At 60.4% G+C, this 20,442-nt stretch carries 21 protein-coding genes and 1 tRNA gene; 13 read left to right on the top strand and 9 right to left on the bottom strand.

What is annotated here, in order from left to right; genetic code table 11:
• Positions 1-92: 92 nt before the first annotated feature.
• Positions 93-803: a YafY family protein gene (locus D1820_RS02790; RefSeq protein ID WP_118067803.1), complete on the top strand. Its 711-nt coding sequence runs from the start codon at positions 93-95 to the stop codon at positions 801-803.
• Between the two features lie 12 nt (positions 804-815).
• Here D1820_RS02790 and D1820_RS02785 read toward each other — a convergent pair whose 3' ends face one another.
• Positions 816-1,229 (bottom strand): SufE family protein, encoded by a 414-nt coding sequence (locus D1820_RS02785; protein ID WP_040168783.1) that lies wholly within the window; start codon positions 1,227-1,229, stop codon positions 816-818.
• Positions 1,230-1,365: 136 nt separating this feature from the next.
• Between D1820_RS02785 and D1820_RS02780 the strand changes: the two genes are divergently transcribed.
• Entirely contained in the window at positions 1,366-1,890 is a 525-nt protein-coding gene (locus D1820_RS02780) for a hypothetical protein (protein ID WP_118067802.1), read from the top strand.
• A gap of 94 nt (positions 1,891-1,984) precedes the next feature.
• Here the strand turns inward: D1820_RS02780 and rnd are convergent, their stop codons facing one another.
• The gene (gene rnd / locus D1820_RS02775; RefSeq protein ID WP_040168780.1) at positions 1,985-3,142 is read right to left on the bottom strand and encodes a ribonuclease D; all 1,158 of its coding nucleotides are present in this window, start codon (positions 3,140-3,142) and stop codon (positions 1,985-1,987) included.
• Between the two features lie 229 nt (positions 3,143-3,371).
• Between rnd and D1820_RS02770 the strand changes: the two genes are divergently transcribed.
• Positions 3,372-3,557 carry a hypothetical protein gene (locus tag D1820_RS02770; RefSeq protein ID WP_118067801.1) on the top strand — a complete coding sequence of 62 codons (186 nt, stop codon included), beginning with the start codon at positions 3,372-3,374 and terminating at the stop codon, positions 3,555-3,557.
• Between the two features lie 69 nt (positions 3,558-3,626).
• Here the strand turns inward: D1820_RS02770 and purN are convergent, their stop codons facing one another.
• The 3 genes from purN to D1820_RS02755 form a co-directional block, all read right to left on the bottom strand.
• On the bottom strand, positions 3,627-4,223 hold the full coding sequence (purN, locus tag D1820_RS02765; protein WP_118067800.1) for a phosphoribosylglycinamide formyltransferase: 597 nt from the start codon (positions 4,221-4,223) through the stop codon (positions 3,627-3,629).
• The gene (purM, locus tag D1820_RS02760; protein ID WP_118067799.1) at positions 4,220-5,266 is read right to left on the bottom strand and encodes a phosphoribosylformylglycinamidine cyclo-ligase; all 1,047 of its coding nucleotides are present in this window, start codon (positions 5,264-5,266) and stop codon (positions 4,220-4,222) included. Before purM ends, purN begins: the two co-directional genes overlap by 4 nt.
• 137 nt (positions 5,267-5,403) lie before the next feature.
• A complete protein-coding gene (locus D1820_RS02755) occupies positions 5,404-6,390 on the bottom strand; it encodes an MBL fold metallo-hydrolase (protein WP_118067798.1) in 987 nt (328 codons plus the stop codon).
• A 123-nt stretch (positions 6,391-6,513) separates the two neighbouring features.
• On the opposite strand from D1820_RS02755, the gene D1820_RS02750 reads away from it, so the two are divergent.
• The 9 genes from D1820_RS02750 (at position 6,514) to D1820_RS02710 (ending at position 15,263) form a co-directional block, all read left to right on the top strand.
• Complete coding sequence (locus D1820_RS02750; protein WP_118067797.1) at positions 6,514-7,473, top strand: LysR family transcriptional regulator; 960 nt, start codon at positions 6,514-6,516, stop codon at positions 7,471-7,473.
• A 12-nt stretch (positions 7,474-7,485) separates the two neighbouring features.
• A tRNA-Ile gene (locus D1820_RS02745) sits at positions 7,486-7,561 on the top strand.
• A 146-nt stretch (positions 7,562-7,707) separates the two neighbouring features.
• Positions 7,708-8,739: a LacI family DNA-binding transcriptional regulator gene (locus D1820_RS02740; RefSeq protein WP_118067796.1), complete on the top strand. Its 1,032-nt coding sequence runs from the start codon at positions 7,708-7,710 to the stop codon at positions 8,737-8,739.
• Between the two features lie 114 nt (positions 8,740-8,853).
• Positions 8,854-10,155 carry a sugar ABC transporter substrate-binding protein gene (locus D1820_RS02735; protein WP_118067795.1) on the top strand — a complete coding sequence of 434 codons (1,302 nt, stop codon included), beginning with the start codon at positions 8,854-8,856 and terminating at the stop codon, positions 10,153-10,155.
• A 119-nt stretch (positions 10,156-10,274) separates the two neighbouring features.
• Complete coding sequence (locus D1820_RS02730; RefSeq protein WP_040178281.1) at positions 10,275-11,141, top strand: carbohydrate ABC transporter permease; 867 nt, start codon at positions 10,275-10,277, stop codon at positions 11,139-11,141.
• A gap of 9 nt (positions 11,142-11,150) precedes the next feature.
• Positions 11,151-11,981, top strand: coding sequence for a carbohydrate ABC transporter permease (locus D1820_RS02725; RefSeq protein ID WP_014874441.1), 831 nt, complete (start codon positions 11,151-11,153; stop codon positions 11,979-11,981).
• 11 nt (positions 11,982-11,992) lie between these two features.
• Positions 11,993-12,997 carry an ABC transporter ATP-binding protein gene (locus tag D1820_RS02720; RefSeq protein WP_118067794.1) on the top strand — a complete coding sequence of 335 codons (1,005 nt, stop codon included), beginning with the start codon at positions 11,993-11,995 and terminating at the stop codon, positions 12,995-12,997.
• Positions 12,994-13,767 (top strand): L-iditol 2-dehydrogenase, encoded by a 774-nt coding sequence (locus tag D1820_RS02715; RefSeq protein ID WP_118067793.1) that lies wholly within the window; start codon positions 12,994-12,996, stop codon positions 13,765-13,767. Before D1820_RS02720 ends, D1820_RS02715 begins: the two co-directional genes overlap by 4 nt.
• A 29-nt stretch (positions 13,768-13,796) precedes the next feature.
• Positions 13,797-15,263, top strand: coding sequence for a mannitol dehydrogenase family protein (locus D1820_RS02710; protein WP_118069989.1), 1,467 nt, complete (start codon positions 13,797-13,799; stop codon positions 15,261-15,263).
• A gap of 51 nt (positions 15,264-15,314) precedes the next feature.
• On the opposite strand, the gene D1820_RS02705 is transcribed toward D1820_RS02710, so the two are convergent.
• Entirely contained in the window at positions 15,315-16,550 is a 1,236-nt protein-coding gene (locus D1820_RS02705; RefSeq protein ID WP_371311709.1) for a cytochrome-c peroxidase, read from the bottom strand.
• A gap of 147 nt (positions 16,551-16,697) precedes the next feature.
• Here D1820_RS02705 and D1820_RS02700 point away from each other — a divergent pair, with 147 nt between their 5' ends.
• Positions 16,698-17,159: a tetratricopeptide repeat protein gene (locus D1820_RS02700; protein WP_040104133.1), complete on the top strand. Its 462-nt coding sequence runs from the start codon at positions 16,698-16,700 to the stop codon at positions 17,157-17,159.
• Between the two features lie 58 nt (positions 17,160-17,217).
• On the opposite strand, the gene dctP is transcribed toward D1820_RS02700, so the two are convergent.
• The 3 genes from dctP to D1820_RS02685 are packed head-to-tail and all read right to left on the bottom strand — an operon-like array spanning position 17,218 to position 20,388.
• Entirely contained in the window at positions 17,218-18,276 is a 1,059-nt protein-coding gene (gene dctP, locus D1820_RS02695) for a TRAP transporter substrate-binding protein DctP (protein WP_118067791.1), read from the bottom strand.
• Positions 18,277-18,322: 46 nt separating this feature from the next.
• A complete protein-coding gene (locus tag D1820_RS02690; RefSeq protein WP_118067790.1) occupies positions 18,323-19,798 on the bottom strand; it encodes a TRAP transporter large permease in 1,476 nt (491 codons plus the stop codon).
• Complete coding sequence (locus D1820_RS02685) at positions 19,798-20,388, bottom strand: TRAP transporter small permease (RefSeq protein WP_102897102.1); 591 nt, start codon at positions 20,386-20,388, stop codon at positions 19,798-19,800. The genes D1820_RS02690 and D1820_RS02685 overlap by 1 nt, the downstream gene beginning before the upstream one ends.
• Between the last annotated feature and the right edge of the window lie 54 nt (positions 20,389-20,442).

Here is a 20,442-nt window from a genome sequence, read left to right as displayed (position 1 = left end):
AATGACCTTTCTGCTTTTTGAGTTGCTGATGGGAAGGATATGCCGCTACCCTCCTGCCAATTCCTGTCAGGATATTGCGGGTATAAATCCTTATGTCAAAAACAGATCGTCTTTTCCGCCTGCTCCACCTCATTCGAGGATTGCGCCCGCCTGTGACCGCCGCGCGGCTTGCCACGGCGATGGAGGTTTCAGAACGGACGATCTACCGCGACATTGACAGTCTGCGTGCTGCCGGTGCGCGGATCGAGGGGGAGGCAGGTCTGGGCTATACAATGATCGAAGACCCGGCCCTGCCACCGCAGACCTTCACCCAGATTGAGCTGGAAGCCCTGACGCTCGGGCTGGCGGATGTGAACCAGCGCGGCGATGCCGATCTGGCGCAGGCCGCCAATGATGCGCTGGTGAAGATCCTCGCCACGCTACCGGAACGTCAGCAAAGACAGGCCATGCATGCCGTCAATCTGGTCCATCGCTTCTACACGCCTGCCACACCCACCATCGACATGACCCTGCTGCGCGAGGCGATGTGGGCAGAGGAGGCTCTGGACATCGGCTACCGTGACCTGAGGGACGCCCGGACGGAGCGCCGCATCTACCCGCTGGCGCTATCATACCACGACCGCAGCGTGATGCTGCTGGCCTGGTGCTGTAAACGGGAAGATTTCCGCAGTTTTCATGTCACGCGGATCGACGGGTACCGCAACACCGGCGAGAGTTTTCGCCCCCGCCGTGTGGCATTGCTGCGCGCCTTCATCGGGCACCTGCAGTCCAGAGACCAGGCCGCCGAGGTGGCGTCGGTCTGAGATCACATCAGCTCACGCAGCCGCCGCTGCTGCGGTCTCGCGAATGCGTTGTACCATTGCGGTCAGCCCGTTGGAGCGCTGCGCAGACAGGTGATCATTGAGGCCCAGCCGAGCCAGCTCTCCCCGCGCGTCCACTGCCAGCACCTCAGCCACTGTCAGACCATTATAAAGTGCGCGCAGCACCGCGATCAGCCCCCGCACGATCATCGCGTCGCTCTCCCCGTCGAAGTGGAAGACGCCATTTTCGATGGTGGGATGTAGCCAGACCTGACTGGCGCAGCCATCCACCTTCGTGGCAGGCACCTTTAGGGCGTCCTCCAGCGGGTCCATCGCCTTGCCCTGCTCGATGACATGGCGGTAGCGATCTTCCCAATCTTCGAGAAACTCGAAATCCTCGACGATCTCTTCAAAGGCGGCACTGGCCATGACGGTTTTTCCTCATTTGGTTTCTGCCCGGCGTCACAGCTGGACCTAAGCCGCAAACAATGGCTTTTCAACTGCTTTTCAAGTGGCTTGCAATCGGGTAACCACATGCGAGGACTTATCGAACGGGTGGACCATCATGCAAAGATCTCTCGCACTCCTTCTGGTGGGGGCCGTGGCGCTGTCTGGCTGCGGGTTTCGCGACTCGCGGGTGAACCCGTTGAACTGGTTTGGCGGCTCCGATGAGGTTGAGGTGGTCGAGACCAGCGGTGAGCCGGTTAACCCACTGATCCCGGTTCAGAACCGGGTCAGCGTCTTTGCCCGCCCCGATGCGGTCGACGAAACCGTGCTGGTACAGAGCGTCACCGACATGCGGGTCGAGCGTACGCCAACGGGCGCCATTGTCTACGCCACCGGCATTGCCGCACGTCAGGGCGCCTACGGGGTCGAGCTGCGTCTGGATGAGGCCGACCGCGACGCCCGCACCCGTGATGCAACGCTCGATTTCACCTTCCGCGCCATTTACCCTGACACCCGCAGCGCCCTCGGCAGTGAGCGGACCCGGACCCTGCGCGCAGCCGTGAGCCTTAGCCAGCAGCAGCTGGCCAGCGTGCGCAGCATTCGTGTTGTTGCTGCCCAAAACGCCCGCGAAAGCCGCCGCTGATCGGCGCCGGACAATGCCGCTGGTAGAATAGAAAAAGGCGCCGGATCTGGCGCCTTTTGTCATTTGTGCAGTATTTATGCAGACTCGCAATCGGTCAGAGCGTGACAACCTTCACGTCCTGCCCCTTTGCCGCCAGGGCGATTTCACCATTGCACAGACGCAGCGCATCGGCGCCGAAGACCTCAAGACGCCAGCCTTTGAGCGCGGGAACATTCCGCTGACCGGCAGCAATCGCGTCCAGATCCGAACTGGGCGCGATCAGTTTCGCAGCGACGCCGGAGGCTTCGGTCTTGGCCTTCAACAGCACCCGCAGCAAATCGGCCAGCGCCGGGTTCACCTGAAGCTTTTCACGGCTGCGATCGGGTTGCGGCTGCGATCCTGCCGGGCACTCCACACCCTTGGCCACCGCCTGAAGGATCCCCTCGGCGATGGCCCCTTTGCGCGCTTCGCGCAGCAGCAGCCGCGAATTTCCAAGATCCGAGGCGTTCTTGGGCTTGGTCGAGGCCAGTTCAACCAGCGCGTCGTCCTTGAACACCCGGTTGCGCGGTACGTTGTTGGTCTTGGCATAGGTTTCGCGGAACGCCGCCAATTCGCGCACAACGGCCAGAAACTTGCCGGAGTTGGTGCGGGTTTTCACCCGCCGCCAGGCCTCCTGAGGGTCGACATCATAGGTTGCCGGATCGGTGAGCACCTGCAGCTCTTCCTCGACCCAACGGGCGCGACCGGTGCGTTTCAGCTCAGCGGCAAGATATTCATAGATCTGGCGCAGATGGGTCACATCCGCCAGCGCATAGGTTTTCTGCGCGTCGCTCAGGGGGCGGCGGGACCAGTCGGTGAAGCGCGACGTCTTGTCCAACCCCTGTTTGACGATTTTGCGCACCAAGGTTTCATAGCCGACCTGCTCACCAAAGCCGCAGACCATGGCCGCAACCTGTGTGTCAAACAGCGGTTTTGGAAAGACCTGTGCATCAACCCAGAAAATCTCCAGATCCTGACGCGCGGCATGAAAGACCTTCACTACGGATTCATTGCGAAACAGCTCATACAGCGGCTCCAGCGACAGCCCGTCCGCAAGCGGATCCACCAGCACCGCGTTTTCATTTCCGGCGCCGGGATAGGCCAGCTGCACCAGACATAGCTTGGAATAATATGTCCGCTCTCGCAGAAACTCGGTATCCACCGTGACATAATCATGCTGCGCTGCAGCTTCGCAAAAGGCCTGCAGGTCTTCGGTAGAGGTCAGAGTTTTCATCAATTACGGCTTTTTGGTTATCTGAATTGTTGCGCTGTGATACGCGCTTGTCCCGCTTATTGCAAACATGTGCGGGCGGTGTCAGAGGAAATCAGCTGCGGCGTGATCCTCAGGGCGCAATGCCATCGTAAATAATCATTATTTGTGATTTATACGCAATCAAACATTCATTTTGTGAATACTTTGGGTCAGCTTAGGTTGGTGTCATATCTTGATAGGAGACATTGACATGACCATGCTCGATCTCAGCCCGACATTCTGCACGCCCGCCTCAGGACGCGGCGCACTTGCATCCATTCTGGCCGCCGCCACCCTGATCGTTGTTCTCGGCGTGCCTGCGCTGATGGCCCCCGGAGCACAGGCGCCGCTGACGGAGTGGCATGGCAATAGTGCCAGTTCACGCAGCATCCGTTAGAGACCGCAACCTCTGGCCGATTTCTTTAGGGGGTAGGCAGAAAAGCGGCAGCGACGTCGGAGGCCGCCCTTAGGACAGATAGACCGGAGTCTTATCACCCGCCGCATAGCGGCGCAGCACGGCGGGATAGAGTTTATGCTCCTCCACCAACACCTTAGCTGCGAGCGTCTCGGGTGTATCTGCGGCATCGACGTCGACCTGCGCCTGCCCGAGAATTGGCCCGTCATCAAGCACGGCCGTCACCTCGTGCACGGTGCAGCCATGCTGGTGGTCGCCGGCCTCCAATGCCCGCGCGTGCGTGTTGAGACCGGTGTATTTCGGCAGCAACGAGGGGTGGATGTTCAGCATCCGCCCCTGAAACTGCGATACGAACCCATCCGTCAGAACCCGCATGAACCCGGCGAGGCAGACGATATCTGCGCCAGACTCAAGGATCGGCTTCACCAGCTCAGCCTCAAAAGCCGCGCGATCCTTGCCATAGGGTTTGTGGTCCACCACGGCGGTCGGAATGCCTGCGGCGGCGGCCTTTGTCAGGCCACCAGCGCTGGCAATGTTTGACAACACCAGACAGGGTCGCGCCGGATGATCGCCCGTCATGCTGTCGACCAGCGACACCATATTGGAGCCGCCGCCCGAAATCAGGATCGCGACGCGCTTGTGGCTCACAGCAGCTTGCCCGCGTAGCGCATCCCCGCACCTCGTGTCACAGTCCCCAGACGGGAGACTGTTTCGCCTTCATCTTCCAGCACCTTGACCAGATCCTCCGCGCGGTCCGCAGAGACGGACAGGATCATGCCGATGCCGCAGTTGAAGGTCTTCAGCATTTCCGCCTCAGCGATACCGCCGGTTTCTGCCATCCATTTGAAGACGGGCGGCAGCTCCCATGCGCTCAGGTCAATATCTGCGCCAAGATCCTCGGGCAGAACCCGCGGCAGGTTCTCGGTCAGACCGCCGCCAGTGATATGGGCCAGCGCATGCACGCCCCCAGCCCGCACGGCTGCAAGACATTGTTTGACATAAAGACGGGTTGGCGTCAGCAGCGCCTCCCCCAAGGTGCCCTCGCCGAACGGGCAATCTGCATCCCAGCCAAGGCCGGAGACCTCTACCAGTTTGCGCACCAGAGAATAGCCGTTGGAGTGCACGCCATCAGAGGCAAGGCCCAGCAGCACGTCCCCGTCCTGCACATCTGCAGGCAGCGCGGTGCCACGCTCCATCGCGCCCACAGCGAAGCCTGCAAGGTCGAAATCCCCCTTGGGGTACATTCCCGGCATCTCAGCCGTCTCGCCGCCGATGAGGGCGCAGCCAGAGCGCACACAGCCCTCGGCAATGCCTTCGATGATGCGGGCGGCGGTTTCGGTTTCCAGTTTGCCAGTGGCGAAATAGTCGAGGAAGAACAGCGGCTCGGCCCCCTGACAGACCAGATCGTTGACGCACATCGCAACCAGATCGATGCCCACGCCGTCCACGACGCCGGTGTCGATGGCAATGCGCAGCTTGGTGCCGACGCCATCGGTGGCCCCCACCAGGATGGGATCGTTGTAGCCTGCGTCCTTCAGATCGAACAGCGCACCAAAGCCACCAAGGCCACTCATCACACCAGAACGGTTGGTCCGTTTCGCGGCGGGTTTGATGCGGTCCACCAAAGCGTTGCCTGCATCAATATCCACCCCCGCATCCGCGTAGGTCAAACCGTTCTTGCCGCTGGTCATCTCAGTGCTCCTTCAAAGACGTTGCGCAGCCTTTAGCGCAAGGCACGGCAGAAAGAAACAAAGGAATCTGCCGCACCCCGGAGACCGGGGTGCGACCGCTGGATCCGGGCGTGTTCAGAGCCCGGAATGCGATGCCTTCAAAGCGAGAACTGCCAGGGGGCCTGATCAAAGCCATAGGCATCGCCATCCCGCTCCACCCGGCCGAGACCGGGAAAATCAAGATGCATACCGGTGACCAACAGCCCTTCACTGGCAGCGCGGTCCAGCATCATGGTGCGGCTCTTCACGGTCTGCTCCGGATCCATGTCAAAGGCCAGTGTCCAGTCGGGGCGGGCAAATTGCAGCGCTGTGCTGTGGATCAGGTCGCCCCAGATCAGCAGCGGAGCCGCGCCGGTCTCAAGCAGGAAACCGCAGTGGCCCGGCGTGTGGCCTGGCAGCGGCACCGAGCGCAGCCCGTTCATGACATCTGCCTCGCCCTCGAACATTTTCAGGCGATCCTGATAGGGCGCAACGGCCGCCCGTGCGATATCAAAGAAGCCGCGCGCATCCTGCGGGACCCCCGCATAGACCGCGTCGTCATGCCAGAAGTCATACTCGCCTTGCCCCACGACGATCTCAGCATTGGGGAACCGCGCGGTGCCGTCCCCCTTCAGCAGGCCGCCGATGTGATCCGGGTGCAGGTGAGTGACGACTACGCTGGTGATCTCTTCCGGTGTGCGGCCAGCCGCACGCAGGGCCGCCTCCAGCCCGCCCAGGATCGGCCCGAAGAGGTCGGCGGTGCCTGCATCAATCAGGGTCACGGCCTCCCCCTGCTCCACCAGATAGCCATTCACCGGCAGCGACATCTGATCGTCCTTGATGCGATAGAATGTGCCGTCCAGAACCGCGTCAGCCTCGGCCTGATCAAACCCGTTGATCTGGTTGGTGTTCAGCAGGAAATGCCCGTCTAGCAGCGCTGTCACCCGGGCCGAGCCGATCTGAAAACTGTGATAGGCCACCGGCAGATCCGGCGTCGCACTTTCAGCCGCGCTGTGGCTCGCGGCGCGCAGCAGCGAAGGACTGGCGAGGGTCGCCACCGGGGCAGCGGCAAGGCCACCAAGAAGATGTCTGCGAGAAAGGGTCATAAGAAACTCCGGTATCTAGGTCAGCAAATCTAACGTGATACAGAACCTAGCGCGCGAAAGCCTCTGGCAACAGGCGCCCGCGCGCGATATGAGGTATCAGCCGTGCTTATAAGGATCTCGACGATGGACCGTCTGACGCTTCTGGAGACCTTTGCCGTTGCGCTGGACGAAGGCAGCATCAACCGCGCCGCACAGCGCCGGGGTCTGACCCAATCCGCCGCCAGCCAGCAGATCAAATCGCTTGAAACGCTGCTGGGGCACGCGCTGATGCTGCGCACGCCGCGCGGCGTGCGGGCCACCCGCGCTGGGGAACTGGTCTATGCCCATGCGCAAAACCTGCTGGGCGGCTATGACCGCTTAACGGCTGAGCTGGACGCCCAGAGCGATCAGGTCTCGGGACGGTTCAAGGTCAGCACAAGCCGCTTTATGGCGCAGGCTGTGCTCGGGCCGATGCTGATGGATCTCGACACGCCCTATCCTGATCTCAATATCGTGATGCGGATTGAGGACCGTCTGGTCGATGTGGTGCGCGAGAACTACGATCTTGCCATCCGCACCGGATCGCTTGGCGATACGGATGGTGTTGGGCGCAAGATCGCGGAGCTGGAAACCGTGCTGTTTGCGACACCGGCTTATCTTGACCGTATCGGTCGCCCCAGCTGCCCGCAGGACATGCAGCGGCTGAAGTATATTCAGCACCACGAAGACCACACGATGGGTTATTTTCCCCTCACCCGCGACGGGGCTGTGCATCAGGCCCCAATCCGGGTTGGTTTCACCGCCGATGATACGGATCTGATCATGCGCGCGGTCGGCAAGGGCTCCGGCTATACCCGCGCGCCCCGACTGCTGGTCGAAGAGGCGCTGAGCACAGGCGAGTTTGAACAAATCCTGCCCGGCTATACCGCGCCGAACAAGGACATCTTTGCGGTCTACCCCTCGCGCCACGCACTGGATCGGCGGCATGAGGTGGTGATTGACGGCTTTCTCGACCATCTGCGCTGCCGCACTTGTGCACGGACCGGTTCGAACGCGCCTGATCCCGCGCGATCACCGCTTGACCTCCTGCCCGCGATTTCCTAACCAACCTGTGGCGGGCCTGTAGCTCAACGGTTAGAGCAGAGCGCTCATAACGCTTTGGTTGCAGGTTCGAATCCTGCCGGGCCTACCATCTTCTGCCACCTTTGCCGGAATTCGCGCATCACGTTATGTGACCGCCAAATTTGACGCGCGTCAACTATCGTGACACAGTCCGTCTCCCATCTCCCCGCTCAAGGGACCGGTTTCCAAGGCCCCGGACGACAAGGACAGCCCGCGATGAGTGATCCCAAAATCAGGAACATGGATGAATTTGCCTCGGTGAGCGGAATTTCACGACCAACGCTGTCCAAGTTCTTCAATGACCCGGACAGCGTGCGCAAATCGACCCGGGAGCGGATTGAGGAAGCGTTGGAGAAATTTGACTACCGGCCAAATCTCTATGCGATGAATCAAAACCGGCGGCTGACCAAGACCATCGGCATCGTGGTCCCGAACCTCACCGACCCGTTTTTTGCAAAGATTGCGCGCCACATTGAAGATCACGTCATCGCGGCCGGCTACCGGCCGGTGTTACTGGGATCCAATGGCACCCCGGCGCAGGAGCTGGAGAACCTCAACAACCTGCGTCTGCTGAAACCGGCCGGCACGTTGCTGGCCCCGTTGGGTCGGGTCTCAGAAACGCCACAGATCCGGGAATTTTGCAACGAGGTGCCAACGGTGCTGTTCGATGCCAATCTGGACAACACCGGCGAGGCCTTTATCGGTTCCAACAATCAGCAAAGCGTCACCACGATCGTCGATTATCTGTGTCGCACCGGTGACGCCCCGGCCTTCTTTGAGATGAGGACACCAACCAACCCGAATGCCGTCAAACGGCGCAATGCCTATGTCTCATCAATGGCGGCGCTGGGACACCAGCCCGAACTGATCCAGGTCGACGGCGATGGCTGGGACTTCGAGGAAATCGGGTTTCGCGAAGGTACCCGGTTGCTGTCGGGGCCCCGCCCCGCGACCAATACGATCCTGTGCAGCAACGACCGCCTGGCAATCGGGCTGCTGTCGGCGGCCTATCAGCTTGGCCTGCGGGTCGGCCTTGGGGATGGCTGCGCCTTGCGGGTGGCGGGACACGATGACCACCCGTTTTCCCGCTACACCTGCCCGACCCTGACCACAGTCTCGCAGGATTACACCGCGATTGCCCGCACCAGTGCCGAAACACTTGTGGCCCGAATCGAAGGCAACGCACTGGCTGATTCCCGCCGCGAGATCCTGTTTGACGGGCGGCTGGTGATGCGAGGCTCCGCTTAAATCGCTCTGATCATACGATTTTCCGAAAACTTTACGCGCGTTAATTTTAAATTGACGCGCGACGCCGCGCTCCGCTATCCTCTCCTGGCAACATCCAATCATGGGAGGATAAGGATGTACCTTAAGAGCGCATTGCATGCGGCAACGGCATTGACCGTATTTGCCAGCACCGCCGCCTTTGCCGAAACGATCACCATCGCCACCGTGAACAACGGCGATATGATCCGGATGCAGGGGCTGACTGATGATTTCACGGCCAAAACCGGGCATGAGGTGGAATGGGTCACCCTGGAGGAGAACGTGCTGCGGCAGCGGGTGACCACCGATATCTCTGCCAAAGGTGGCCAGTTCGACATCATGACCATCGGCATGTATGAAACGCCGATCTGGGGTAAGAACGGCTGGCTGGTGCCGCTGAATGATCTGCCTGCCGACTACGATGTGGACGATATTCTCCCCGCCATGCGGGGTGGCCTGTCGCATGATGGCACGCTTTTTGCGGCGCCATTCTATGGCGAAAGCTCGATGATCATGTATCGCACCGACCTGATGGAAAAGGCCGGTCTGGAGATGCCCAGCGCCCCGACGTGGAACTTTGTTGCGGATGCTGCGCGCCAGATGACCGACAAGGACAATGAAGTCTATGGGATCTGCCTGCGCGGCAAGGCCGGTTGGGGGGAAAACGCAGCCTTCATCACGGCGATGTCCAATTCTTTTGGTGCGCGCTGGTTTGATGAGAACTGGACGCCTCAATTTGACAGTGAAGCCTGGTCGAACACGCTCAACTTCTACATTGATCTGCTGAACGACGCGGGCCCTCCGGGTGCTTCCAACAACGGGTTCAACGAAAACCTGTCGCTATTCCAGCAAGGCAAATGCGGCATGTGGATCGACGCCACCGTTGCGGCATCGTTCGTGACCAACCCCAATGACTCCACGGTTGCGGATAAGGTCGGCTTCGCGCTGGCACCGGACACCGGACTGGGCAAGCGCAGCAACTGGCTCTGGGCCTGGGCTCTCGCGATCCCTGCCGGCACCCAGAAAGAAGCCGCCGCAAAGGAGTTTATCCAGTGGGCCACATCGAAGGACTATATTGAGCTGGTTGCCGAGAACGAAGGCTGGGCGAATGTGCCTCCGGGTGCGCGGACATCGCTCTATGAGAATGCGAACTACAAAGACATCCCCTTCGCCAAGATGACGCTGGAGAGCATTCTGTCGGCAGATCCGAACAACCCGACGGTTGATCCGGTGCCTTATGTCGGCATCCAGTTCGCGGCCATCCCGGAGTTTGCAGGCATTGCCACCCAGGTCGGGCAGGAATTCTCGGCAGCACTCGCAGGCCAGCAGACCGCTGAAGAGGCCCTCGCCAAGGCGCAGGCTCTGGCAGCTGACGAAATGGAAGCGGCAGGTTACTGACGCCTTCCTCCCTCCCAGAGGGTGGTCACCAGTACTGACTGCCCTCTGGCTCCATCTCCCCGAACAAGCCACTATTCTGTCACGACGGCATTCGAACCCGGCGACAATGGAGATTTGCCATGGCGACCCAACATTCCCGGTCGGCAGCACGCATCATGATGGCCCCCGCAGTGATCCTGCTTCTGGGCTGGATGCTGGTTCCGCTGACGATGACGCTTTACTTTTCCTTCAAGAAATACCTGCCCCTGCGCGGTGGTGATCTGGGTTGGGTGGGCTTTGACAACTACGCCCGCTTCCTGTCCTCCAGCGCCTTCTGGCCCAGCGTTCAGGCCACACTGACCATCGTGGGCGGCGTCCTGCTCATCACCGTGATCCTCGGGGTGTTTCTTGCTCTGCTGCTCAATCAACCGATGTGGGGACAGGGGATTGTCCGCATTCTGGTGATCGCGCCTTTCTTCGTGATGCCGACGGTCTCAGCGCTGGTCTGGAAGAACATGTTCATGGACCCGGTGAATGGCCTCTTTGCCCACTTGTGGAAGGCCTTTGGCGCGACCCCTGTGTCCTGGCTGTCTGAGGCGTCGCTGCAATCCATCATCCTGATTGTCAGCTGGCAGTGGCTGCCCTTTGCAACGCTGATCCTGCTGACCGCCATTCAGTCGCTGGACAGTGAACAGTTGGAAGCCGCTGAGATGGACGGCGCGCCGCCGGTGGCTCGCTTTGGCTACATCACCCTGCCCCATCTTAGCCGTGCCATCACCGTGGTGGTTCTGATCCAGACCATTTTCCTGCTGTCGATCTTTGCCGAGATCTTCGTCACCACCCAAGGCTCCTTTGGCACCAAGACGCTCACCTACCTGATCTATCAGCGCGTTCTGGAGAGCCAGAACGTCGGGTTGGGCTCCGCCGGTGGTGTCTACGCCATCATCCTCGCCAATATCGTTGCCATCTTCCTGATGCGCATCGTTGGCAAGAACCTGGACGCATAGGAGGCCACCATGGCACGAGCCGTTACACCAAGACGCAAAGCCATCAATACTGCGCTGGCCTGGGCTGTTGGGTTGCTGATCTTCTTTCCCATCCTCTGGACCATTCTCACCAGTTTCAAGACCGAGGCACAGGCCATCAGCGACCCACCCGTCTTCCTGTTCTTTGACTGGACATTGGAAAACTACAGCGTTGTGCAGGAACGCTCCGACTATATGCGGTTCTTGTGGAACTCAGTGATCATCGCCGGTGGTTCAACCATTCTGGGCATTATCATCGCAGTGCCTGCTGCCTGGTCGATGGCCTTTGTGCCGTCGAAACGCACCAAAGATATCCTGCTGTGGATGCTGTCGACCAAGATGCTGCCCGCGGTCGGCGTCCTCTACCCGATATACATCCTGTTCATCAAAATGGGGCTACTGGACAATCGCTTCGGTCTGGTTGTGGTGCTGATGCTGATCAACCTGCCGATCATCGTCTGGATGCTTTACACCTACTTCAAGGAAATCCCCGGTGAGATCCTTGAGGCGGCGCGTATGGATGGTGCCACGCTGAAGGAAGAAATCCTCTATGTGCTGACACCGATGGCCATCCCCGGAATCGCCTCCACCCTCCTGTTGAACATCATTCTGGCCTGGAACGAAGCCTTCTGGACACTGAACCTTACCGCCGCCAAGGCCGCACCGCTGACCGCGTTCATCGCCAGCTATTCCAGCCCCGAAGGCCTGTTCTACGCCAAGCTGTCGGCAGCTTCGACAATGGCCATCGCGCCGATCCTCATCCTTGGCTGGTTCAGCCAGAAACAACTTGTCAGCGGCCTGACCTTCGGCGCCGTGAAATAAGGAAGACATCCATGGGACAGATCAAACTTGAAAGCGTGACCAAGAATTTTGGCCCCGTTGAGGTCATCCCGCCGCTGGACCTGACCATTGAAGACGGCGAATTCACCGTCTTTGTCGGCCCGTCCGGTTGTGGCAAATCAACACTGCTGCGGCTGATTGCGGGTCTGGAAGATATCACCTCCGGCACCATCCGCATCGACGGTGAGGATGCAACCGACATCCCCCCGGCGAAACGCGGACTGGCGATGGTGTTTCAGTCCTACGCGCTTTATCCGCATATGTCGGTGCGCAAGAACATCGCCTTTCCGATGAAGATGGCGGGCATCCCTGCGGATGAGCAAAAACGCCGGATTGATAACGCCGCTGCGGCGCTGAACCTTACCGATTACTTGGATCGCCGCCCGGGCCAACTGTCGGGCGGTCAGCGTCAGCGGGTCGCCATCGGCCGGGCGATTGTGCGTGAGCCGGCGGCGTTCCTGTTTGATGAGCCGCTTTCCAATCTGGATGCCGCCCTGCGCGTTGGAATGCGTCTGGAGATCTCCGAACTGCACAAGCGCCTTGCCACCACTATGATCTACGTGACCCATGATCAGGTCGAGGCGATGACCATGGCGGACAAAATCGTCGTCTTGCAGGCTGGCGTGATCGAACAGGTCGGCAGCCCGATGGAGCTGTATCGCGCGCCGCGCAATGTATTCGTCGCCGGTTTCATCGGATCGCCGAAGATGAACCTTCTGACCGGTCCGCAGGCTGCGCAGCACAACGCAGCCACCATTGGCATCCGGCCCGAACATCTCAGCATCTCTGAAACAGAGGGGATCTGGGCGGGAACCATTGGGGTCTCCGAGCATCTGGGATCAGACACATTTTTCCACGTGCAATGTGACGCCTTTGAGGACCCGCTTACCGTGCGGGCCAGCGGAGAGCTGGATCTGGGCTACGGCGCGCGGGTGTTTCTGACACCGGACATGGCGCATCTGCACCGCTTTGGCTCTGATGGGTTGCGGCTCGAATGAAACGTCTCAGCGGAAAACGCGCCCTGATCACGGGTGCTGCCCGTGGCATCGGGGCGGCCTTTGCCGAAGCTTATGTGAATGAGGGCGCGCGGGTGATCATCGCCGACATTGATATTGCGCGTGCAGAGGCAACTGCGGCGCAAATCGGCGCCGCGGCGATGGCCATAGAGCTGGATGTCACGGATCAGACCAGCATTGACCGCGCCCTTTCCCGCACCGTTGAGTGCTTCGGCGGCCTCGACATTCTGATCAACAACGCCGCCGTGTTCACGGCAGCACCGCTCGTGGAGGTCACCCGAGAGGCCTACCAGCGCACCTTTGACATCAATGTTTCCGGCACGCTGTTCATGATGCAGGCAGCGGCGCAACATATGATCACGCAGGGCACCGGTGGCAAGATTATCAACATGGCCAGTCAGGCTGGGCGCCGGGGTGAACCGCTGGTGTCCGTCTACTGCGCAACGAAGGCGGCGGTGATCAGCCTCACGCAATCTGCCGGGCTGAACCTGATCCCACATGGCATCAATGTGAACGCCATCGCCCCCGGTGTGGTCGACGGTGAACATTGGGACGGTGTTGATGCCTTCTTTGCCAAATATGAGGGCAAGCCCCCGGGCCAGAAAAAAGCCGAGGTGGCACAATCTGTTCCCTACGGGCGGATGGGCACCGCAGCAGATCTGACCGGAATGGCCGTCTTTCTGGCCAGCGACGACGCCAATTACATCGTGGCGCAGACTTACAACGTCGATGGCGGCCAATGGATGAGCTGATGCAAGAACACAGGTGGGAGGCAGCAGCCATGAAACTCTCGAATGATACATTGAGCCAACTGCCGCAAACGATTGGTCGCCCCAGTTATGACCGCGCCGAAATCAGCCCTGGCATCGTCCATATCGGACTTGGCAATTTCCACCGAGCGCATCAGGCCTGGTATCTGCATGCCTTGATGCAGCGGGGCTTGGCGATGGATTGGGGCATCACCGGGGCCGGCGTCCGTGCGGCCGATGCAGGAATGCGGGACCGCTTGCTGGCGCAGGATTGTCTGACGACACTGATCGAACTGGATCCGACCGGCCGGTCCGCTGAGGTGATAGGACCGATGATCGATTTCCTGCCGGTGGAGGATGACAATGCCAAACTGATCCGTTGCATGGCGGGCGCCGCCATCCGTATCGTTGCGCTGACTGTGACCGAGGGGGGCTATTATCAGGACGCACAGCGCGACGGACTGGACCTGAGCCATGATGATATCCAGCATGACATTGCCCGGCCCGACCGCCCGCGCACCGTTTTCGGTGCCATTGTGGAGGCGCTACGCCTGCGCCGGGGTCGGGGTCTGCCTGCCTTCACCGTGCAAAGCTGCGACAACCTGCAAGGCAATGGTCAGATCACCCGCGCTGCAGTGGTGACACTGGCGCAGCAGACCGATCCAGAACTTGCTGCATGGATTGATCAAACCGGGGCCTTTCCGAATTCCATGGTGGATTGCATTGTGCCCGCCACCGGTCCTGCTGAGATTGCTCTGGCCCGAAGCTACGGGATTGAGGACAGCGCCCCCGTGACGCATGAAAACTATCGGCATTGGGTCATTGAGGATGAATTCTGCGCCGGGCGCCCTCCTTGGGATCTGGCGGGGGCTATCTTCACCGACGATGTTCACGGCTACGAAAGCATGAAAATCCGCGTGCTGAATGCGGGCCATCAGGTGCTGGCCAACGCGGGTGAGCTGCTGTCGATCGCAACCATCGCCGACTGTATGAAAGATCCCTTGCTGGCGGCTTTCTTCCGCAAGGTTCAGACGGCGGAAATTCTACCGCATGTGACGGCAGTACCCGAGATGGCACCGGCGGATTACCTGACCCTGATTGAGGCGCGCTTCTCCAATCCGGAAATCCGCGACACCACCCGGCGTGTCGCCTATGACGGCACATCGCGCCATCCGGGGTTCGTACTGCCAATCCTGCGCGATGCTGTGCGAAGCAAGGGGGCAATTGACGGGCTTTGCCTTGTGGAGGCGCTCTGGGCTCAGATGTGCACCGGGCTACGTGAGGATGGCAGCGAGATCGCGCCCAACGATCCCGATTGGGAGGCCCGCAATTCCGCAGCGAAGCACGCGCAGAAAACCCCTGAGGTCTGGTTGCAGCAAAGCCAGATCTACGGCGATCTATCAGAGCAGCAAGACGTGGTTGCGCGGTTTTCTTACTGGCTATCGATGATCCGGGCGCAGGGTTGCCGCGCGGCGATTCGTGAATATTTAGGGTACTGACAGTCCGATTTCGCCGACGGGCGGCGCGCGGAATCGCGGCTCATCCAATGTTCAGCGCTTTACCCCGTCGACCGGCAGGCCACTGGGAACTGTGGGAGGAACCAACGAGGCCCGCGCGCGCGCTTTTGCGCCGGTCAGCGCCGTGAGAAAAGCGACCAGCGCCGCGATATCCTGATCACTCAGGTCCTGACGCAGATAGATGTCGCGGGCCCGCGCCTGACGCGCCATCTCGAAACGGTCCTGCTGCACCACAAAATCGGTGGCGGCCAGCCACGGCACCACCGGCAGCTTTAGATCCTTCGACGACCACGCCGCACGGCTTGCAGCAGGATCAAGATGGTGCCGGATCATCCGCTCCAGCGTCGAAAATGCCCCGTTGTGGCCATATGGGCCGGTAAGTTCCACATTCCGCAACATAGGCGTGCGGAACCGGTAGGCGTCTGCCAGATCATCGCTTTCTCCCATACGTCCGACATCGCGTGCGTAAGGATCAAACCGGCGGGCACGTCCGGGGCCGAACGACGGTAAGCCAAGCGCGTGGAACCCCTGATCCGAAAACAGCGCGCCTGCATGGCAGCCGCTGCATCCAGCAGAGCCAAAGAACAGATCCGCTCCGGCTTTCTGCTGCGAAGTCAGGGCTGCGTCATCCCCCGCCAGATAGGCATCAAACGGGCTGTCAATTGAGGTGAAATCCTGCACCATGAACTGGGCCAGCGCCTCTGCAATATCGGTGATTTTCACATCCTCGGGCGCGGCAATATGGTCGAAGGCAGCAACGAACCCCGCCCCATAAGCCACCACTCCGCGCACCCGTTTTGCAATGATGGGCCAAGCCAGATCAATCCGGTCGCGGGTGGCGCCTATCACCTCATTCTCGCCGACATTCCCGGCCATTTCGACGCTGGAGGTCATGGGGAACAAGGCCTGCGCAGCCAGCAGTGATTGCAGCCCTTTCGGCAACCATTCCTCCGCCGGGGTGTTGAAACCATTGCCATAGATGGGATCCGCGCTGATCCGCCCATCATGCATCAGCACGCGGATGGATGTCGCGCCAAGGTTCCACAGGGCCGGGGCATTGCGAGGCACACGCTTCTGCACCCGGTTTGCGCCGTTACCGGAGAGACGCGCAGGCCCCAGCCCCTCCGCCCCCTCGCCCAACCCCAGTGACAACCCATCGGAGGTGCCGTGGCGCGGATGATGACAGGTGCCGCAGCTGATATTTCTGTTCCCTGACAGGATCTTGTCATAAAATAGCAATCGCCCCAGTTCCGCCTTCGCCGGATCCACGGGCAAAAAATCACCCGGTCCAAGAGATGGTGGCAGCTGCGGTTCCTTTGCCAGGGCCGCCCGGGTACAAAGGCCAAGGGTCAGCACGACACAGGAGAGCACATGCGCAAGAGATGGAAACCGGTTCTGGTCGCGGCGGCGCTGTCTATGACCAGCCTGACGATGACTGCGCCTCTGCCAGCCTGGGCTGAAATCGAGCAGGCCCGCGATCTGATGGAGGCCGGGCAGTTTGCGGCGGCGCATGATGCGCTTTGGCCAGCGGCGCGATCCGGCAATGCCGATGCGGAAGAGTTGATCGGCGTGATGTACGCCATGGGGCTGGGCGTTGAGCAAGACGATGTCCGGGCCTTTGAATGGTACTTGCGCAGTGCCATGAAGGGGCATCCGGGCGCCCAATCCGGAATTGGCTGGTACTATGAAATCGGCCGTGGGATGCCCGCCCCGGATCTGGTGCGCGCCTATATGTGGTACACGCTGTCGGCCATCGGTGGCGACCCCGATGCGGCCATCAGCCTGGAAGAAGTGGTCAAGAAGATGACCCCGGCAGAGATCGATAAGGCGCATGTTCTGGTCGAGGATTACAAGGTCTGGATGTACCCGTTTCGCTAACCAACGGGGCGGCGGCGCGAGGGGATCCCGCGCCGCGCTTTGATATCTCAGGATGAGGTCAGTTCAGATCTGCTGCGCGCGCCGCATTGACGTCGGCTTCTGCCTCGGCCACGGCCTCCGTCAATGCAGTGAAGATTTCATCACCACGGGTCACATTGGATTTGAACCAGTCGTAAACCGGCTCGGCGGCGGATTTGAACGCCGCCTTCTGATCCGGTGTGGGCACATAGAGATCGCCGCCACCCGCGACAAAATCCTCATAGGCCTGGATCGACTTGCGCTTGGGCGAAGCAAACGTCGCCTGCTGCAGCGCATAGAACCCGTCCACGACGACCTGACGCATGTCCTCCGGCATATCCATAAAGGTCTTGTTCGACATCCACCACAGCGCACCCATGTAGGCGTGACCATCCAGCGTCACATATTGCAGGCCAGCATCCGGGAACTTCATGCCCATGATATCGGTGATGCCGTTTTTGGAGCCTTCCACCACCCCAGTCTGGAACGAGGTGAACAGCTCAGGCCATGGGATCGGTGTCGGCGCGGCCCCCAGCGCTTTCACCAGTTCCTGCGGCAGATCTGCAACCACGGTACGGATCTTCAGGCCTTCCATGTCGGCGGGTTCCGCCACCCGGCGCTTGGTATTCGCAAAGTTCCGCCAGCCGCCAGTATTGCCAATGGTCATCAGACGGATCGCATCGCCGGAATCCTCCAGCGCCATCTGGCGCATGGCACGGGTAAAATCACCCGAAAGCACATGTTCGGCGATCCGGTCGTCGGCCATCAGATAGGGCAGATCGAGCACCTGCACATAGGGAAACAGCCCCGACGCGCCACCGGAGGTGGAGATATAGACGTCAATCGAGCCGTCGGCGACACCCTGCAGGCATTCTGCCCCATTGGAGCAAAGCTGGGTGCCGATGAACAGCTCAACCTCAATGGCGCCGTTTGAGGCTGCCTCGACGTAGTTCTTGAACACCACCAAACCGTCGTAGTCTTCATCATTCTCGTTGGAATTCGCTGTCGCGCGGATCTTGTAATCCGCGGCATAGGCCGACAGGGCTGTGCCAGCGATCAGAGCCGACAGGGCCACTGTTTTCACCATTGTCCTGAGCATTCGTTTCTCCTCCTGTTGCTCTTTTATTCTGGGTATTTGGTTGTCCTCAGTTCAGAAACCCGGTCAAACGCGGAATGGTCAGCGAAATGGCCGGCACGAAGGTGATCAGAAAGATCACCGCTATTTCAATCGCCAGAAACGGCAGGATGGCCTTGGCGATGGTGGTGACACGCTCCTGCGAGACGGCAGCGGCCACAAACAGCACCAGCCCCATGGGCGGGGTTGCAAGGCCGACCGTCAGGTTCACACACATGATGATGGCGAAATGCACGGATTCAACGCCAAGATCGGTGAACACCGGCCCCAAAATCGGGCCAAGGATGATGATCGCCGGTCCCGCATCCAGAAACATGCCGACGACAAACAGCAGCAGATTGATCAGGAACAGCAGGATCAGCGGGTTTTCCGACAGCGTCAGAATGAAATCGGCCAGTTGCTCCGGCGCGTGGCTAAGGCTGACGACGGTCTTGAACGACATCGCGGCGCCCACCAGCAGCAGCACCACAGCCGAGGTGATCCCTGCGCGTGAAAACACCTGCGGCAAGTCTGCCAGCCGCATTGAACCAAGCACCAGAAAACTGATCAGCAGCGCATAGGCAACGGCCACGGCGGCGGCCTCGGTCGGGGTGAAAACACCTGCCAGAATGCCGCCAAGGATCAGAACAGGCGTTTGCAATGGCACCACGGCCCGTTTGCAGATGGTGCGAAACGCCGGGCTGACAACGCGGCGCAGCCCCAGCATCAACCCATGGGCAAACAGCACCGCCCCAAGGAAGGCAAGCCATTTCATCTGCGCCCCTGCCCCATCGGCCAAGGGCACAAACTGCGCCAACAGCAGACCAAGGTTCAGCCGCACCAGCCCGAAGGAAAACCACCGCTCCATCGCGCCGATCTCAACACTGTCGAAGACCACGCGCCGCGCGGCTGGCAACTCGTACCGGTCAGCCATGGCGCGGACCATGATCATCAGGCCGACGCCCACCAGGACGCCCGGCACGATCCCAGCGAGGAACAATGCGGCGACGCTTTCACCCATCACATAGGCATAGATGATCATAATGCCCGAGGGTGGAATGATCGGCCCAATCACGGAGCTGGCAGCGGTCACGGCCGCCGCGAATTTCCGACTGTACCCCTCGCGCTCCATCGCCGGGATCAGCATGGAGCCAAGCGCCGAGGTATCGGCAACTGCCGACCCCGAAAGCCCGGCAAACAGGATCGAAGACAGAATATTCACCTGCGCCAGCCCGCCGCGCAGATGCCCCATCAGGGCCTGCGAAAACTCGACCAGCCGAACGGTGATCCCGCCCCGGTTCATCAGCTCCCCCGCGAGCATGAAGAACGGAATTGCCATCAGGGGAAAGCTGTCCATCCCGTTATAAAGATTGCGATACAGCAGCGTCAGATCGCGTTCTTGTCCGTTCAGCCACAGCAGCGCGCCCGGTGCTGCCAACAGGCAGAAAAACACCGGCAAGCCAATCAGAAGAAGGAACAGGAACAGCGGCAGGAACCAGATCAACATCACTCCGCCCCTCCGATGGTCAGCCCCGGACGCTCCGGCAGGCGATCTCCCTGGCCAAACAATCGCACGATGCGTTCGAGGATCAGCTCGATATTGACCAGGATCAGCAGTCCGATCCCCACCAGCAATGACAGCATCATCCAGCTGCGCGGCACCCGGAACCAACTGTCAAACCCCAGCGATGTCGGCAGGTAGAGAGAGGCTGTGGCAAAGCGCCCGCCAAGCCCTGTGACCTCCTTGTAGCCGATCTGGAGCCCCACGATCAGCACGGTCAGGCCAATCATCAAAAGCAGCAGTTGCAAGAGGTGAAACAGCCAGCCGCGCAGCAGGGAATCGACAACATCGATCGCGACAAAACCGCCACTGCGCAGCGCCGTGGGGGCCATCAGGCCTGTCATCCACAACATGCAGAACCGCGCCGCTTCGTCCGGCCAGGGCAAGGCGCTGCCCAGAACATAGCGAAAGAACACTTGGATAAGGATCGCCAGAACCATCAGGCCAATGGCAAAAACGCCCACCCAACGACCGACTGCAAGCAGGCCGGTGTTGAGCGGGCGCAGTATATTCAGGACAGATAAAACTGCCGTCATCGCGTCTCTCTCCTCCCCTTGTGCCGCCCCGACCTCCCTCGGTGCGGGCAACCG

The organism is Phaeobacter sp. LSS9 (assembly GCF_003443595.1).
Classification (GTDB): domain Bacteria; phylum Pseudomonadota; class Alphaproteobacteria; order Rhodobacterales; family Rhodobacteraceae; genus Phaeobacter; species Phaeobacter piscinae.
The sequence above is the reverse complement of the archived record's forward strand: the minus strand, read 5'-3'. Positions and strand labels throughout refer to the sequence as shown.